The organism is Pedobacter sp. AC212, assembly GCF_979258625.1.
Genome location: NZ_OZ409870.1, coordinates 3,109,944 through 3,127,644, shown reverse-complemented (window position 1 = coordinate 3,127,644; position 17,701 = coordinate 3,109,944). Strand labels below are relative to the sequence as shown.

Below are 17,701 nucleotides of genomic sequence, written 5' to 3'. Positions count from 1 at the left end.
GTTTTATCTATTTTTTATTAAAGAGACATCGTCTATCAAGCAGCTTGCATCAACCATTCCCTCGGCCAAAAAGCCAATTTCTATCTTACCATTGGCGATATCAATGCTTTCAAGCATAATAGTGTTCCAATTATTGTTTTCTTTTTCAAAATGGTGACTAAGCCTTTTGCCTCCGCTTACAGCATACATTTCCAGATTCTTAAATCGGCCTTTGGTTTTTACTTTTGCGGTTAATTTATAGCGCCCATCAACCAGTTTAACTCGGGTAGTTGAGGTAATAATTTGATTAATTTTTCTTTCGAAATTTACTTTATCGCTAACATTTAAACTTTTCTCTCCAATAACAATTTTTCTTTCGGCTGTGCTGTTGAAATGATTTAACGCTGGGGAGGTTAAACTATCCATGCTAATTTGATTTCCTTTAATGACAGCGGTTTTCCAACCTGTTAATTGCATTTGAACTGGCTTAACTACACTTGGAATCCGCTTTCTATCTGCTTCAAAGCTACCATTTTTAACAAAGTCATTGTCGTCAGCAACTTGCCAGGCGCCTGTTTTAATATTGAGATTCCATGAGTTAAGCGAATTAAAATACGGTGTTTTTCCATCAAAAGATAGTGGACACCATTGGTTATAACCTAGTCCATTTCCAGCGAAATCGGCCCAGCGATCACCACAAAAAATAACAGTTTCTGCTTTTGAACCTTTAACGTTAACGAAGAAACCTGTTTGTGAAATGTGTGCATAATCTTCAGCACTTCCGTTTGTTACCAGCATTTTGTTGCTAGGTAAATACGGTCCACTGATGTTGTCGGCCACTAGATAGTAAGCCAGCGAGCCATCCCACCCATAAATATTTGAAGCATACATGTAATATTTCCCTCGATATTTGAACATGCAATTGCCCTCACGACTCTCGCCCTTGAAAATTTCTGTACAATCAAGCAGGTTAACTTTGCCGTTTTTTACTCCGATTTCCGAAAGATAAATTTTATTGCGACCTCGACCATAAGAATAAACCAGATATGATTTTCCAGTATCTTCATCGTTAAAAACAGTTTGATCGCCAGTATTGCTGGTTCCAATCATTGGCTCCATGTTTATTCGTTGATGCCAGGTAAAGGATCCGTTCGGAGTATCAGCAGTAGTAATGAGCACCTGATTGCCATGCTGAACAAACATGGCGTACTTTTTTAGTGCTGCAATATAGGCTACCCCTAATCTACCAACCCAGGTTTTAGGCACTCTGCTTATTTCACCTTTAGTTAACACGTTACCTTCGCTAGTCCAGTTCACCAAATCAGTAGAACTATAGCAAGTAACGGATTCGAATGTTGCATTTGGATAGGTAACTGATGGATTGTTTAAGTAAAGTTCGGCCTCCACATATTTGACTCCATACCAGAAATACTTTTTAGTGCCAGATTTTGGATCGGTAAACTGAAAAATACCACCACCTTGGCTATAAATTGGCTGGCCATCTTTTGTTTTCCAGAAATTATCATTTTTGATGTTTGCAAACTGTGCCTGTAGATTATTTACAGCGGTAAACAATAGCAAAAATGTAAGGATTAGAACAGGTAATTTGAAGTGATTTTTTATTTTGATTTTGCTCATTTAATTTTCAAGTGATTTTATTTTTTAGTGCTAGAATTTCGATACGCTGGGCTACTGCGGCAAACTCATTGTGTCAGGTATACACCTCGCAATTTCTCTTCTATTTAGCTCCATAAATTTCGGTTTCGATAATGCTTAAACCTCCCTTTGATTTGGTTTCAGCCCGCTCGATGCCGTCATCAAGTTTTTTGCCATTTACTTCAACGCCGATTTTTTCGCTCTCTGCCGTCTCTTTTCCAGAACCGAGCAACTGAATAGTTACCGTTTTGCCTATTGTTGGCTTACAGACAGCGGTAAAATAGCCCAAACTTGGAATGGTATTGCCTTTGAAAACCTCTTTGTCATCCACCAAAATTCTTATCGGATACGCTTTAGTTCTAAAACCATTTACTTTCAATTCAACTTCTGTAACCCTGGTTTCTTTAGCCAAATTGTATTTGATCCAGGCGGTGTTTAAATTTCCATCGTTTACCCAATCACTGAGCTCGTTATCATCATAACTTAGCTTGGCCTTTTCTGTATTAGCGCCGGCAGAGGCTGATAAAATGGTTACAGGTGTTCTGCTCATCTGGTAAGTTTGTGCTACTGGTGTTTCTCCACGCTGTAAGTTTGATTTTAATCCGTCAGCCGGAAATTGGACTGATAAACCACCAGTAACATTTACGGGAAGTGTTTCTAAGATAATCGTAGCGGATTTTAATCCATCAGCTTTTGCAGTGATATTGATTTTACCCGGCGTTGTGGTCGACCGAATTAATACCCTGTTTACGCCACCTTCTACCGGCAACTGTTTGGATAGTATATAGTTATCTGGTCCTTGCGCTAAACCACCACGCCACTCTGCCGGACCAGTTATTTCAAAATTAATTAAGTTCAATGCGATCGGGTTTCTATTTCCTTCGGCGTCTACAACCTCTACCTGAACAAGTGCTAAATCGGCACCATCTGCTTTAAATCCTGTGGGATGTTGTAGCTTGGTTAGTTTAATGGCAACAGGCGTTCCGGCGGTTTTAATTTGCTTTTCAGCTAGTTTAGCACCTTTATCGTCATAAGAAATTGCCTTTAAGCTTCCAGATTTGTAAGCAACATCTTTAAAAGTATACAAAAAGCCATCTCTTTTAGCTCCAAAACCCAATGATTTTCCGTTAACAAACAGTTCAGTTTTATCGCCTGCGGCGATTACATTAATATCCTTTTTAATTCCAGCTTTATAATTCCAATGACCGATAATATGAATGCCTGTTTTTTTGGTATCGACCCAGCCATCCCAAATCACTTTATGCGCATAAAATCCATCTTTAGGGATTCTCATGGCATCTACTTCGCCACTTCGACGGTAATTTTCTTCTCCCCGGTAATGGGTGTTAGAATCCGAAAAGATGATATTCACGCCTCCAGAACTTACCCTTTTTCCGGTCCCTGGTCTCTCTTTGTAATATTCATTCCATCTCACTACGTTCTCTATGGCGTGTGTATCCTGATTTCTATTATAAATGCTGGCATCTGCACCCTTATAAAGTGGACCCGCACCATCTTTATGAAAGGGAGGCGAAAACTCGTCCCAGTATTTTCTTAAACCTTCATCTCTGGAATATTCCATCGACCACAATGGTTTTGAAGCACTTTTATTGATGTACAACATTTCCCCGCCATATTCTGCGGAAGGAATGTCCAACATTTCTCTGGAGCCGATCGCCCGGCCTCCGTTAGGGTCGTACTGATCTCGAATTGCTTTCATTTCATCCATGTGGGCTGCACTAATAGATTCATTACCACATTCGTAAAACAGGATGCTTGGATTATTTCGATTGTAAATAATGGCATCTGTCATTACAGATTTTCGTTGATCCCATCGGGTTCCCGTTACATCTTTTTCTGCATCACCGGCAGGCATAGCTTGAATTAAACCTACCCGGTCGCAGGATTCTACATCTTGTTTCCATGGTGCAATATGCATCCATCTTACTAAATTGGCATTGCTTTCCACCATCAATTGATTGCTGTAATCACTCAACCAAGCGGGTACCGACAAACCAATGGCAGGCCATTCGTTGCTGGTGCGTTGTGCATAACCCTTCATCATCAATACCCGATCGTTGAGGTAAACCATACCATCTTTGAATTCAGCCTTTCTAAATCCGGTTTTCGTATTTAATTCATCAACCGTATTACCGTTTATCTTAATTCGGGAAGTAACCGTGTACAAATATCCATAGCCCCAACTCCAGAAATGCAATCCTTCAACCATTGCCTCTGCTTTTAGCATTGCGGTTGTTCCTGGCGCTAAGTTCTGAGCTGTGGATTGAAAAGTTTTAATCACTTTACCTGATGCATCTTTAATTTGCACCTCATAAAGCACTTCGCTTATTGCTGAGGTCTCATTACGGACTTGCGATTCAGAAACAATTACTGCTTTTTTACCTGTGATATCAAAGTTTTTGGCATAAACATAGTTGCCCGTTGTTTTCAGTAAAGCATTTAATGGCAAAGTTTGATAAATCTTTCCCGTGAGGTGCAGGCGAACATTTTTAGAGATTCCCCCGTAATTGGCATTGAAATTTTTATCACTCCATTGGTATCCCGAGTTTGTAGCCTTCTCTTTGTAATTCCAGGCATTATCAATTCTCACGGCAAGCACATTGTCTTTGTCTGGCTGAATTAAATCACTGATATCAAAGCCGAAAGCCGTTACGCCATTTTCATGGCGACCGATAAACACGCCATTTAAATAAAATTCTCCGGCCTGCCTAATTCCCTCAAATTCAATGAAAACTTTATGGTCTTTTGAGCCTTCAACTTTGAAATGTTTTCTATACCAGGCGATGCCAGTAGAGAGCTGTTCGATAGATTTTTTAAATGCCTCATCTTCATTCCAGGCGTGGGGAAGGGTGATTGGTTTCCAGCTGTTGTCTTCAAAATCAACGTTTTTGGCATTTTCCGGATCACCGACAAATAATTTCCATCCGGGATTAAAATTATAGGTTTTTCGTTGATTCTGTGCCTGAAGGCTGAAGGTAGAGAAGCTGAAAAATATAATGAGGTAGAAGTATTTCATGTGTTATTGTTTTAGTTTCGCATAAAGTGGTGCATCTCTGTCGCAAGTGATTTCACCATTTTCATATTTCAGTTCAGCCATTTGTATGGAGCTTCTTCTGGTGGTGTAATTATCTATGCCTTTGTTTTCAGGTGTTTTGCCGGGATGTGTGAAATAATAAACGTAAGCTTTCCCATTGTTAACCAGCACATCGCAATGACCGCCCATCACGCCATCATCCTCGCCTTTGCCTGGCGCTTGCAAAATGTTTTTTTCCTGCCTTTTCCAGGTTAATAAATCAGTTGAGGAATAGACACCAAGGCCTTTCCAGTTGTCAACAATCATCCAATAGGCATTTTTCCAGTAGAAAACCTTTGGGCCTTCGCATCCTTTATCGCCAACAATTCTTTTTCCGCTATCAACCCAATGGTAAAGGTCTTTGCTATCAGCGTAGAAGATCGATTTGCCTGCCACTTCGTTATTGTAATACATCCGCCAACCCTGGTTGTTCGGCAACTTAAATACGCAGGCATCTATGCAACGATCGGAGGCCAAAGGCAGTTTAGATTCGAATTTCCAGTTAATTAAGTTTTTACTGGTTAAATGAATAATATACCGTGGATGGCGCCAGTCTTTGAAAACTCCCGGCACGTAGGTAAGGTACATGTGATAAATACCTTTATTTTCTATCACCTCTGGCGCCCAGTGGGTGTAATCCGTTAGGCGATATTGGATGTCGCAAGTGTCGCGGTAGTTCCATTTTATGCCATCCTTTGATTCGGCGATGCCAATTCTGGTTCCATGTACCCAGCTCACTCCATCAAGGTTTTTTGCATTAGCCCGCCTATTGGTGTAAAACATGAACCATTTTTTTTCTCCCTTATTCCAAATGACGACTGGATCTGCCGCTCCATCAAATATAGGATCTCTAAAAAGAGGTTTATTAATTAATGATGTGCCTTTTTGTTGTGCAAAACTGAATATGGAAACTAAAAGCAAGCAAGCGAAGATAATTTTTTTATAGATAAAGATTTTCATAAGATGTAATGCTTCAGCATGCCGCAACATGGTGTTGTCAACAATCTTAAGACTCAAATATTTGGTTAAATAGCTTACACGATTTTACGGTTTAAAAATTGGTATACCATCCTGTTCCATCCTGTTTAAAGTAGGTTCAAAAAGGATTCGGGAGGCTAGACTTAAATTTCAATCGTTTGAAAAAATAGGTGTAATACGAACCCTCTCAAACGAAAAAGAGCAATTAACTCGAAGTTAATTGCTCTTGGAATTCAATATAGTGCTGTTCTTACCAGCCTGGATTTTGTAGAGCCTGTTTTTGAGTTGGGCTCAATGCGCTTCCATTAGATTTGATCACATCAAGGAAAGATTGAGGGATTGGTCGAAGATAGTGTTTTCCATCTATCGGCTTCGCTTCTGCATTAAATGCTGCAGTTCGGGCAAGAAGAGTTTTGGTCCTGGCTAAGTCTTCCCATCTTTGCAACTCGCCCATCAACTCGCGGGAACGCTCATTTAAAATGAATGCTGTAAACTTATCAGCCTGCGAAGCAGCACCAATCTTATCATAAAAGTCTTTATTGGAGTTAAAGATATCACCATCACTATTGAGGTGCATTGATGCTAAGGTGTTAGCAGTTGTTACTGCCAAGTTATTCGATTCGAAATAGGTGTTTTTATCAGAGTATGAAGAAAGGGCAGTGGCATTTGTAACCGGATTTGTTTTGTAAGAAATTCCTCCGTCCACATAACTTTCTCTGTTTTCTCCATCTTTGTAAGCGGCACGATCTCTAACTCTGTTTAAGTAAGGAATGGCTTGAGCGTACTGACCTGATCTGCCATATGCCTCGGCTGCTATGAGGTAGGTTTCTGCTAAACGGGCTAAAATTCCATCTCTCTGGCCAAATTGCGAGGCCACTAAGTTGCGAGAGCCATCCATAAATTTAGATAACGCAACAAACTGGCTAACGCCATAATTTCCGTGTGCTGCAAGATAGCTTTGCGGTTGACCGGAAAAATATCTCACAAACATACTTGGTTTTCTACGACCAATATCTGTTGGAAGAGGATTTGCAGCATTCGCATCTAAAGCAGTGTAACGGGTATCTCCAGCATTATTTACAATGTACAACACCGCTTCTTCACCACCTACAAATTTCGCCTGACCAACTTGCGCTGGAGTAGGGGCATTAGCCGCAGTCCATTTAGGCGCACTTGCCGGATTATTTGAAACATACCGGGTTTTGAAACTTTTCCAGAACCTGGAGTCGTTTACACGGTCGAATACATCTAAAGCATAATCTGTCGATCTTAAACGCTGAAATTCACGACCACCTGCAAGATCACGCACCATACCGGGAAGGGTTTGATAAACCGATGGATAATATAAATGAATTTGATTGCCGTAACGACCTTGAGTTGTGGTGTTATTGGAAAATTGAGCTGCTAAAATAATTTCTTTATTTGATTCATTTGCACCATCAACTGTTGTAAAGTTCCAAAGATCGCTGAAGTTAGTGGCTAAGGTGTAGCCCCCGCTATTAATTACCAAATCAGCATATTTAACTGCGTTTTGTAAATCGGCAGTTTTAGTTTCGCCATTCCACTCATTGTTAATTTCGCTAGCACGAAACAGGTAGGCCTTTGCAAGGAAATGCGCTGCTGCCCATTTGGTAATTCTTCCAGGCTCTGCTGCTGTTGTAGGGAGTAAATCGTAAGCTTGAATAAAATCTTGAATTACTTGCGCATAAATTTCTTTTGCTGTACTTCTTGAAAACTCCTCCTGTATAGTTTCTGAAGGTTCGAGTTTTAAAGGAACGCCGCCAAACTGTTTAACTAACTTAAAGTAATCAAAAGCACGCATGAAGTAACCTTCACCTAAGCGCACATTTTTATTTGCACCATCATAATATACCGGTACATTTTTAATGATAATGTTTGCCGAATTGATGTTGCCATACATATTGTCCCAAACGGAGGCAATATCACCCGATAGAGAGTTGAAGTTTCCATCATAAGAATTAAACATTTGTTCGGTACGATCGCCGCCAACGGTAAACTCATCAACGCCGTAATTTGTGGTAGTGTAAGCCCACGTGTAATTAAAGTGGAACTTTAAACTTTGATACATACCAATTACCAAACCATCCAAACCTAAGGTGGTTTGAAAATCGGAAGTGTTATGTGAATTAATTACTTCTTCATCTAAGAAGCTTTTTTTACAGGAGGTTGGAAGGATCATCAATGTTCCCAACAACACCATTCCTGATAGTATATTTATAAACTTTTTCATTTTCATTTTTCTTTGGCTAGAAGCTAGCGTTAATTCCAAATACAAAACCTCTGTTAAAAGTAGATCCACCTAAATCGGGATCGATCCAGCTAACATTTGAATAAATCAATCCTGGATTAATCACTTGTGCATAGACTCTCAAGCGAGACAATGTTAGTTTCTTTGCGATGTCTGCAGCGAAATTGTAACCCAATGAGATGTTTCTGATTTTGATAAATGAAGCATCTTGGTAGTTCAAAGCACTTATGTATTGATCGCCACTTGCGCTAGCATAATTCGGAGCAGGATAAGCATTTGTAGGGTTAGTCGGTGTCCAATAATCAACCACACGTTGTGCAAAACGCCCTTGTAAAGGTTCTGCGCCTGTTTGGATTAAGAAATTATAGCGAGCCACCATAAAAATTGATAAATCGAAACCTTTGTAAGCAAAAGTATTTGTTAAACCACCTGTCCAGCTCGGATTGTAGTGGCCTAATACCTGGCGATCATTGTTTGCATCTATTTTATAATCGCCGTTTATATCCTTTACTTTAACGCTACCGGGAGCAAACCAACTGGTTTTTGCAGCAATATTTGCATTGAACTTGGCCATCTCTGCCATGTCTTCTGGTGTATTTTGCCAAATCCCTTCCTTCACATAATCGTAAGCCACACCATTTCTTTGACCAATGAAGAAACGGTCGTTAACCATATCACCGTTGTCCAGTTTTACAATTTCATCCTTGCTCATAGAGAAGTTTAAAGTCGATTCCCATGTGAAATCATCGCTTTTGATGTTTATACTGTTAATAGTAAGGTCAAGTCCTTTGTTTTTTGTCGAACCCACGTTATCAAATGATGTGGTATAGCCGTTTACTGAAGCAATCTTTTTCAACAAAATTAAATCCGTTGTTTTCGATTTGTATAAATCCAATGAACCAGAGATTCTGCCTTTAATTAAATCGAAATCAAGACCTAAGTTATATTGTAATGTTTTTTCCCAGCTTAATAATTTGTTAGGGAGCGGGATAGGATTTGCTAGAGAGGCATCTGAAGATACATAACCAGTTTGCGGTGAAGTTCCGAAAGTGTAAGTTAGCGGTTGAAGCAAACCAAGTGTACTACCAATATCTACTGATGAGTTACCTGTGCTACCCACACCAAGTCTCAATTTTAACTGGTTAACCCATTTAATATCTTTCATGAAATCTTCTTGCTCTAACCTCCATGCCAACGCTGCAGAAGGGAAAAAATCCCATTTGTTACCAGCAGCTAACTGTGAGGCTCCATCCCAACGGGCAGAAGCCGTTAACAAATATTTACTGTTCCAGCTATAGTTAGCCCTGGCCATATAAGAAACTAATGTCGACTTCCTTAAATTGGCATCAAACGCATCTAAATTTGTAATGTTACCTGTATTTAAACCATACCAAAGTGAGTTTGGTAATGAAATTTTGCTTCCTGTTAATGATGATGATTCTTCACGGTAAGATGATGAACTTTGCAATAAAGTTACACCAAAATTGTGTTTATTAATGGTCTTATCATAGTATAGTAAATGATCAAGCGTATAAGCAAATCGGCTATTTTGATTTAATTGCGCATAATTATTAATTGATCCTGGTACCCCAGCATCGCGATTAACCGATTTCGCATCTTGATATCTTCCATTATAATAGTTTGAGAAATCAGGACCGAAGTTGACACGGTATTTTAAATCTTTTAGAATATTTACTTCAGCAAATACAGAACCTAATGTGCGCAAGGTTTTGCGCAAGTTGATATTGTAGTCTGCTTCTAAAACCGGGTTTTGAATGTTTATATCGCCCCCAGGTAAGTTAATGCGGTTACCGTTAGCATCAAAGGGAATAGCTAAAGGAAGCATGCCACGTGCTGCAAAATAAATACTACTAGCTCCTGAAGCACTCGCCGCCTGGAAACCATAGTTTTGCAATCCATAGGTTGCCGTTAAGTTAGCACCCATTTTAAACCATTTTACCGGATTAATTTCTATGCTCAGCTTTCCGCTGTAACGTTCAAAATCCTGACCCAATTGAGTTCCTTCTTGGTTTAAATAACCGAATGAACCGTATGCCTTAATTTTATCAGTACCACCGCTCACACTCAACACATGATCTTGTGTTACGCCAGTTCTGGTTACCAAATCTCCCCAATTCGTTGTGGGTACTAAACTACCATCAAATACCCCATTAACCCAACCTTGATCGAGGTTGGCCAGCATGTTTGGATCTTGTTTAAAAATCTCGCGATCGGCAGCTTGTGTAGCCACTACAGGATAATTATAAATAGGAGCAGTGTTGGTTCCGTTTATCGAATTGATATAGGCTGTTCTGCGGTAAGCATCGCGGCGAAACTCAATATACTGACCTGAGTTCATCATTTCTGCTCTGTCGTTTAATTTTTCGATCGTTGCTGTTCCAACGTAGTCCAAAGTCAATCGTCCTGCCTTACCTTTCTTAGTAGATACCAAAACGACACCATTAGCGCCTCGTGAGCCATAAATAGCTGTAGCAGACGCATCCTTCAGAATGTCGATTGTTTCAATGTCATTTGGATTTATTGCCTCAATGCCACCAGCCTGCAATGGAATTCCATCAACTACGTATAGCGGCGCATTACTTGCCGTAAGTGATCTTACACCACGAATCAATATACTTCCCAATTGCCCTGGGCGTTCATTCGATGTAATATCAACGCCGGCTGCTTTACCCTGAATAGCCTGCAATGCATTGGTTACCGGTCTTGATCTAATTTCTTCGGCACCCACACTCACTACAGCTCCCGTTAAATCGCTTTTCTTAACGGTATTATACCCCACAATCACTACCTCATCAAGATCATTAATTGAACTTTTCAACTGGACAGTGATAGTTGTTCTTCCATTTACCGGAACATCCTGGCTTGCATACCCAATATAACTTACCTCTAAAACAGGATTTGTAACCGTCGAAGGGATGTTGATTGAAAATGCACCGTTGGCATCTGTTGTGGTTGCCAGAGCTGTGCCCTTAATTTTAATACTAACGCCTACCAGGGTTTCGCCTTTGTCGTCAGTAATTTTTCCCTTTACAGTAACATCGAGTTTTTTACTGTTTTTTGCATGAACAATGCGCACAATTTCAGCGCCTGATGCCGCATTAACGGTGTTACTCATGAGCATAAACGACAATGCAGAAACACCTACAATCAGGATTTTTTTTCTGCTTGATACATTTAGCCGATGATTTGATTTTGATTGGAAATTCAAATTCATGGTAATGATTTTAATTAATATTTGGTTAATAAGCGATCAATGATTTGCGAAACGTCTTCCAGTAGTTTACCTTTCGGTAACACAGCGATCATAGTGGAAAAATAATAAGATTGCGGATTTACGGGCTGTAAGTTAGTCGTTGATACGGATATATATTTGGTTAAACTTATGCGATGTTAGCGGTTTTAAACAATTATTCCATCCTGTTCTATCCTGTAAGGAATGTTAATTTTTTTGGAAGATCAAGGGAATAGGAGTTGCTGAAAAACTTTCACGGATGGATTAGAAGTTTTTTCGAAGAACACTTTTAACCACTGGAGATTTATCTGCAAGATTTTGCCTGAGATGCCTATGCTCACAACCAAGCGAAAATTTTTTCGGCCTGATCAGTTTGAATGTGATTAAACAAAAAAACCTCACATTTCTGTGAGGTTTTTCGTGATCCCGATAAGACTTTAACCTAGTTTAAAAATGAAAGTTTAAATCGTTTTATGGGTGGATTTCAAATTCGACTAACCAAATAGCTAAGCATTTGATTTCAATATTTTCTAAAATCTATAATTAGTAAGCTTGAATTAGAACATTTGCCGGGATGTGGAGTACATCAGTTAATTTTCGGATCATAGACAGGCTTAGTTTTCTTTTTCCCGATAGAACCTCTGATTTCCTTGAACGCGTACCTAATAAATTGCTGAGTTCGTTTTCAGACAAGTTCATTTGTTCCATCCTAAACTTTATAGCTTCAATTGGATTAGGATAAGAAACAGGATAATGTACTAATTCATATTCCTTGATTAATAGGCTCAAAATTTCTAATTCATCAGAAATTAAAGAACCTTCGATGATATCAGTTTGCATCAACTCATACACATGAGCTAGAGCATTATCGTATTCTTCCTCAGTTTTAATTGGTTTTAACATAACTAATTGTTTTAGCATTTATTTTATCATACTGTTGATGCGAACCAAACCACACAACAAACACAATTTTTAATCTGTACTCTATATCTACTATTAAGCGATAACTATTGCCGTGAATATTAAAAACAACTCTTTTTTCATTGAGAACAGAAGCATTTTTATATTGTGCTTTTAGCTCATTCGGATTATTCCATAATGCAGAAACCGCCTCTTCATGCCAGCTCAATAATGCCTGTTCTGCCTGATGGAATTCATCAATATAGTCCTTAAGGGTTTTTACGGCTATCACTCGCATATTTAACAAATATACTAATTTGTTCCCAAAAAGGGAACATAGGGTTGATTGATTTTTTTTCAGATTTAAGTAGGTAAGCAAATAGCAATCTTAGAAATTAGATTGTAAAGATTCTAATATGATTGTGAACGTTAGATTGAGGTAATTTTTATTCTCCTAAATATCTTTTAATGCAAAATGCCCCAATTTTCATTGAGGCATTTCGTGATCCCGCTGGGATTCGAACCCAGGACCACTACATTAAAAGTGTAATGCTCTACCAGCTGAGCTACGGAATCTTCTTTATTAAAAACGTTGTCCGTTTCCTTTAAAGTGATGCAAATATAGGGTTACCATATATCTCATGCAAATAAAAATATTGAAAAAGTGCTACTGTATTGATTTATAAGGCAATTAATTATTCGTGCTCACAATTTTGAACGAAAACCTCAATTTAAAATAGTAATAAATTAACCGTGATGGTCATTTTTTATAGTTTGGTTGTCAACCATCGGAATTTATTGGTTTAATTGACATAAAGGGTTATCTAACAGTTAGAACAGAGACACCCAACGGAATTGATGCTGAAAATCACGCAAACGTTTGAGTTGAAAAGTTATAGTTAAATTGCTTAGTTTGGTCCTATTAACTAAACAAACCAACTTTAACAACTATAAAAAATGATCAACCCCTCTAAACCGCAAAAGAAAACGGCACTATTACCCATGATAATTTGTTGTGCCCTGTTTTTTATTTTTGGCTTTGTAACCTGGGCTAATGGAACTTTAATCCCTTTTTTGAAATTAGCACTCAACCTAAAAACTGATTTACAGGCATTCTTTGTCACATTTGCATCCTACATCGCTTACTTCTTCTTAGCATTACCAAGTTCATGGATTTTAAAAAAGATAGGCTTTAAAAATGGATTGGTATTGGGTATGGTAATTTTGGGAGTTGGTTCTTTAATATTTATCCCGGCTGCCGATAATAGAAGTTTTAGTCTGTTTTTAGCAGGAATATTTGTTCAGGGGTCTGCTATGGCACTCTTACAAACTGCTGTAAACCCTTATTTAAGTATTATTGGCCCCATCGATAGTGCGGCAGCTCGTATATCAATTGCAGGTTTATGTAACAAGGGCGCTGGTGTTATGGTACCCATTATTTTCGGTATTTTATTTCTAGACAATGCAAAGGAGGTTACCGCAAAATTAGAAACAACTATAGATATAAATGCCAAGAATGCAATTTTAGATGAACTTCTACATCGGGTTCATACCCCTTACATTGTATTGGCGGTGGTATTTGTGCTCTTTGCAATTCTTATTAAATTTGTGCATTTGCCTGAAATTAATGCTGAAGACGATGAGGAGGTTTTAGTAAATGATGAGTCGCTAACTCCGGTTGTTGCTAAAACAAGTATTTTCCAATATCCACATTTATTTTTAGGCGCTTTGGCCATATTCAGTTGCGTAGCAGTAGAAGTTATGGCCGGCGATATAATAAATACCTACGGTCGTGAATTACATATCGACGCCGATTTGCTGCGTTTCTCAACTTCTTTTACTTTAATATGTATGCTTGTGGGTTACGTACTAGGAATTGCTACTATTCCTCGGTTTGTATCACAGCAAATGGCATTGAGAATTTGTGCGCTTTCGGGTGTGCTATTAACTATTATTTCGGTTTTTACAACTGGATATGTTTCTTATTATTCCGTTGCTTTATTAGGATTGGCAAATTCTCTAATGTGGCCAGCTATTTTTCCGTTGGGAATTAAGGGGTTAGGTAAGTTTACCAAGACGGGATCGGCCATTATGATTATGGGAATTGCTGGTGGTGCAATTTGGCCTTTAGTTTATGGCTTTTTAAAAGACAAGTTGCATATCGACTTTCAACACGCATTTTTATTTGCTATGCTTCCGGCATATCTGTACATTATATACTTTGCGATTAAAGGTCACAAGGTGGGGTTTAAATATAAGTAAGACTTACCTGGCCAAGCATCTGTTGGCCAGGTAAGTCTTCGTAAACTTTAATGTTTTGCGTTTTTCTCAAACGATGTAAATGTTTGAAGTTTCAAGACACTTACACCATCGTTTTCTTCCATTTACCTTTCTTGAATAGGATGAAAGCCGCTACAGCGATTCCTGCTTCAGCCGTGGGAATGGCAATGAAAACGCCAGTTGGACCCATTTCTAAATACTTAGCCAGAAAGTAAGCCAAAGGGATCTGGAACAGCCAGAAAGCGAATATGTTGATTTTGGTTGGCGTCCAGGTATCGCCTGCGCCATTAAAAGCACTGCTAAATACCATCGCAGCTCCATAAATAACAAAACCAATACTTAATATTTTCAAAGCACGACTTGCAATTTCAATCACTTTTACATCGGATGTAAAGAAGGAAGCAAATAAATGGCCACAGGTTAAAAATATAACACTTACCACAGCCATGAAAATGATGATGTATTTTAACGTTTGGAAAACAGATTTTTCCGCTCTATCAATATGTCCGGCACCCAAATTCTGTCCAACCAAAGTTGCAGCAGCGTTACTTAATCCCCAGGCTGGAAGCATGAAAAACATCATTAATCGTAATGCTGTCTGATAGCCTGCTGAACCTTCATCGCCACCAGTGGTTGCTACCAATTCTGCTAGAAATACCCAGCTGCAACTCGCTATTACAAATTGAAAGATGGCTGGAGCAGCAATTTTGACAATGGCTTTGATCTGCTCTAAGTCGGGAAGAAATTGACTGATCCGGATCTTTAAAGCATTTTTTCCGTTGAATAAATTGTAAATCTGGTAACAAACGCCCAATCCACGTCCGATTGTTGTTGCAATTGCTGCTCCTGTTAACCCAAATGCAGGAACTGGTCCGAATCCATTGATAAAAATAGGGCAGAGGATGATATTTGCAATGTTTGCAATCCATAAACTTCGCATCGCAATTGCTGCGTTTCCAGCACCACGAAAAATTCCGTTGATTAAAAATAATAAAACAATGATAACACTTCCGCCCATCATAATGCGTACGAAAGTGGTTCCGTGGTTTGCAGTTTCTATTGAAGCGCCCATTAATAGAAGGATATCTCGGGCATAAATTAATCCAGCAATGCTGATTAAAATATTAATTGCTACTGCTATCACAATAGTTTGCATACCAGCTTTCGCCGCTGCTTCTGGGTTTTTCTCGCCAATTCTTCTGGCTACAACGGCGGTTGCAGCCATACTTAAACCAATGGCTAATGAATAAATAATGGTTAAAACCGACTCGGTTAAGCCTACAGTTTGTATGGCGTGACTGCTGTTTTCTAAGTGACCTACGAAATATAAATCGACTAAAGCAAAAACTGATTCCATGGCCATTTCCAGCATCATTGGAATGGCTAATAGAATTATTGCTCGTTTTATACTGATTGAAGTTAAATCAACTTCGTGGCCTTTTAATGATTGTACAAGTACATCAAAAAAAGATGATAGTTTGCCCTGTGTCTTTACTGACTGTGACATATATATAAAGTAAATTATGATGAATAAACCAAAAGATAGGCAGCTAGCTGCACAAATCTTAAATTGAAATGGGAGGGAATCCTCGGTTATTTAAAACCTAAAACGGATTGCAGATACTATCATGGTTCTGTTCTTTTTGATAGCTCAAATATAAATAAATTTTTGAATTGTCAATTTTTGATGACTGATTTTTAGGGTATTGATTAATCTATTTGCCACGGAAACACAGAAATCACGGAATTTTATTTCAACATTTATTCATATGCTGTATAAATGCAACATGACTATAGGTTTGTCATTCTGAACGCAGTGAAGAATCTCCAAGCGATGAAATACAACCGCCAATTTACCTACGAAAAATGTGAGTGCAATATTTTAAGACAGAACAACTAGGTTGCGGATTCTTCGTGCCTCAAAATGACAGCAATTTTAAAGTTGCCGTTCCCATTTCGTGATGACACGAACCGAGGTGGCTAAAATCTATGGAATTACATAAAAACTGAAAATCACTTTATATACTATAGGCCTTTATCATTTCCTCAGTAACTTTTGTTCCGCGGCTGGTGTTTAAATCAATTAACACATAATCAAAGATCCCGTCAGAAGCAACTTTGCCCGTTTTTTTGTTGATGATTTCAAACTGAACAGAACAACCTTTATCATGCATGGTTAAAATGCCTGTTCGTATTAACATCAGGTCGTTCATCAAAAGCGGACGTTTGAAATTAATATCCACATGGCTCACCACCCAACCTAAACCTTGCTTGGTGAAATGTTCCCAAGGCATATTATAGAATTTTTCCATTTGCTCATAACGGGCGGCCAATACATAATCCAGGTATTTGCTGTTGTGCACATGATTAAACATGTCTATATCATCGGGACGTACACGTAGCTCGCTTTCGAAAATGCTAAATTGATTCTTTTCCAAGGGTAATTGTTTTGTGCAAAAATAGGGTTTTTAATATTAGATGCATTTTAAGTTTTTGTGTAATTTTAAATTATGGGTCGATTGAAGATATATCATTTGGATGTTGCTAGGGAAGAAATCGAAAAAAAATCGTGAAGTTAAATTTTTATCTCTTTCGTCAGAAGACAGATTTCTTGAATTGGTTAAACTTAATAAGTTAGCTGGAGATTCAGTATTTTAATTCCAGATTCACTACTTAATGATTCTCTTACTTTTTCCAGCATTGGATTTAAAGATAAGAGTTATCTTATTAGTTCACTTAAGAATAAAACTAGTGTAGATATTATTCTTGAAGAAAAAATTATTTCACTTTCTGAAGTTAAAATAACTAATAAAAAGTTAAAGCAATATAAGCTTGGAATAACTGGCAGAACACCGATGCTTTCTATACCTACAAAGAGTTATCAAAAAACTGATATAATGGAGCAGGCGAGATTAATACATCTCAAAAAACCTGCGAGAATACTTAATGCTAATATATATGTTATCTCAGAATCTTCAAAGGAGGTAAATATTCGCTTAAATTTCTATGCTTTCGAAAATGGCTTACCTGGAAATAGGCTGATTGAAAAAAGTATTATAAGAAATGCTAAGGTTAGTAAAGGTTGGTTTAGTCTAGATTTAAAAGATGAGTCTATTTATATTGATGAAGATTTTGTAGTAGCTTTTGAGTATTTGCCTAGTGCACAAAATTTTGTTGTATTTGGTGCAAAGTTGGGTGCTTCAGATAGTTTTTTAAGAAGTAGCAGTCAGGGTATTTGGAGAAGAAACGTCCTTGGTGGTTCCAGCATTTACGTCACAACTGAAATGTAAAA

Annotated in this window: 11 protein-coding genes and 1 tRNA gene; 2 read left to right on the top strand and 10 right to left on the bottom strand. The window is 38.3% G+C overall.

Features of this window, described 5'->3' with window-relative positions; all coding sequences use genetic code 11:
- Positions 1 to 3: 3 nt before the first annotated feature.
- From ACZZZC_RS13650 to ACZZZC_RS13615, 8 genes are all read right to left on the bottom strand, one after another.
- Entirely contained in the window at positions 4 to 1,617 is a 1,614-nt protein-coding gene (locus ACZZZC_RS13650; RefSeq protein WP_463482536.1) for a family 43 glycosylhydrolase, read from the bottom strand.
- Positions 1,618 to 1,717: 100 nt separating this feature from the next.
- Positions 1,718 to 4,672: a glycoside hydrolase family 2 protein gene (locus ACZZZC_RS13645; RefSeq protein WP_463482535.1), complete on the bottom strand. Its 2,955-nt coding sequence runs from the start codon at positions 4,670 to 4,672 to the stop codon at positions 1,718 to 1,720.
- Between the two features lie 3 nt (positions 4,673 to 4,675).
- A complete protein-coding gene (locus ACZZZC_RS13640; RefSeq protein WP_463482534.1) occupies positions 4,676 to 5,689 on the bottom strand; it encodes a family 43 glycosylhydrolase in 1,014 nt (337 codons plus the stop codon).
- A 268-nt stretch (positions 5,690 to 5,957) separates the two neighbouring features.
- A complete protein-coding gene (locus ACZZZC_RS13635; protein ID WP_463482533.1) occupies positions 5,958 to 7,958 on the bottom strand; it encodes a RagB/SusD family nutrient uptake outer membrane protein in 2,001 nt (666 codons plus the stop codon).
- Between the two features lie 16 nt (positions 7,959 to 7,974).
- The gene (locus ACZZZC_RS13630; RefSeq protein WP_463482532.1) at positions 7,975 to 11,211 is read right to left on the bottom strand and encodes a SusC/RagA family TonB-linked outer membrane protein; all 3,237 of its coding nucleotides are present in this window, start codon (positions 11,209 to 11,211) and stop codon (positions 7,975 to 7,977) included.
- A gap of 561 nt (positions 11,212 to 11,772) precedes the next feature.
- Positions 11,773 to 12,132, bottom strand: coding sequence for a helix-turn-helix domain-containing protein (locus ACZZZC_RS13625; protein ID WP_463482531.1), 360 nt, complete (start codon positions 12,130 to 12,132; stop codon positions 11,773 to 11,775).
- Positions 12,116 to 12,427, bottom strand: coding sequence for a type II toxin-antitoxin system HigB family toxin (locus tag ACZZZC_RS13620; RefSeq protein WP_463487412.1), 312 nt, complete (start codon positions 12,425 to 12,427; stop codon positions 12,116 to 12,118). The genes ACZZZC_RS13625 and ACZZZC_RS13620 overlap by 17 nt, the downstream gene beginning before the upstream one ends.
- 205 nt (positions 12,428 to 12,632) lie before the next feature.
- A tRNA-Lys gene (locus tag ACZZZC_RS13615) sits at positions 12,633 to 12,705 on the bottom strand.
- Between the two features lie 381 nt (positions 12,706 to 13,086).
- On the opposite strand from ACZZZC_RS13615, the gene ACZZZC_RS13610 reads away from it, so the two are divergent.
- Complete coding sequence (locus ACZZZC_RS13610) at positions 13,087 to 14,391, top strand: sugar MFS transporter (protein ID WP_463482529.1); 1,305 nt, start codon at positions 13,087 to 13,089, stop codon at positions 14,389 to 14,391.
- A gap of 100 nt (positions 14,392 to 14,491) precedes the next feature.
- On the opposite strand, the gene ACZZZC_RS13605 is transcribed toward ACZZZC_RS13610, so the two are convergent.
- Complete coding sequence (locus tag ACZZZC_RS13605; RefSeq protein WP_463482528.1) at positions 14,492 to 15,916, bottom strand: MATE family efflux transporter; 1,425 nt, start codon at positions 15,914 to 15,916, stop codon at positions 14,492 to 14,494.
- A gap of 511 nt (positions 15,917 to 16,427) precedes the next feature.
- A complete protein-coding gene (locus ACZZZC_RS13600; protein ID WP_463482527.1) occupies positions 16,428 to 16,847 on the bottom strand; it encodes an acyl-CoA thioesterase in 420 nt (139 codons plus the stop codon).
- Between the two features lie 459 nt (positions 16,848 to 17,306).
- Here ACZZZC_RS13600 and ACZZZC_RS13595 point away from each other — a divergent pair, with 459 nt between their 5' ends.
- Positions 17,307 to 17,699 carry a hypothetical protein gene (locus ACZZZC_RS13595; protein ID WP_463482526.1) on the top strand — a complete coding sequence of 131 codons (393 nt, stop codon included), beginning with the start codon at positions 17,307 to 17,309 and terminating at the stop codon, positions 17,697 to 17,699.
- The last annotated feature ends 2 nt before the right edge of the window (positions 17,700 to 17,701 follow it).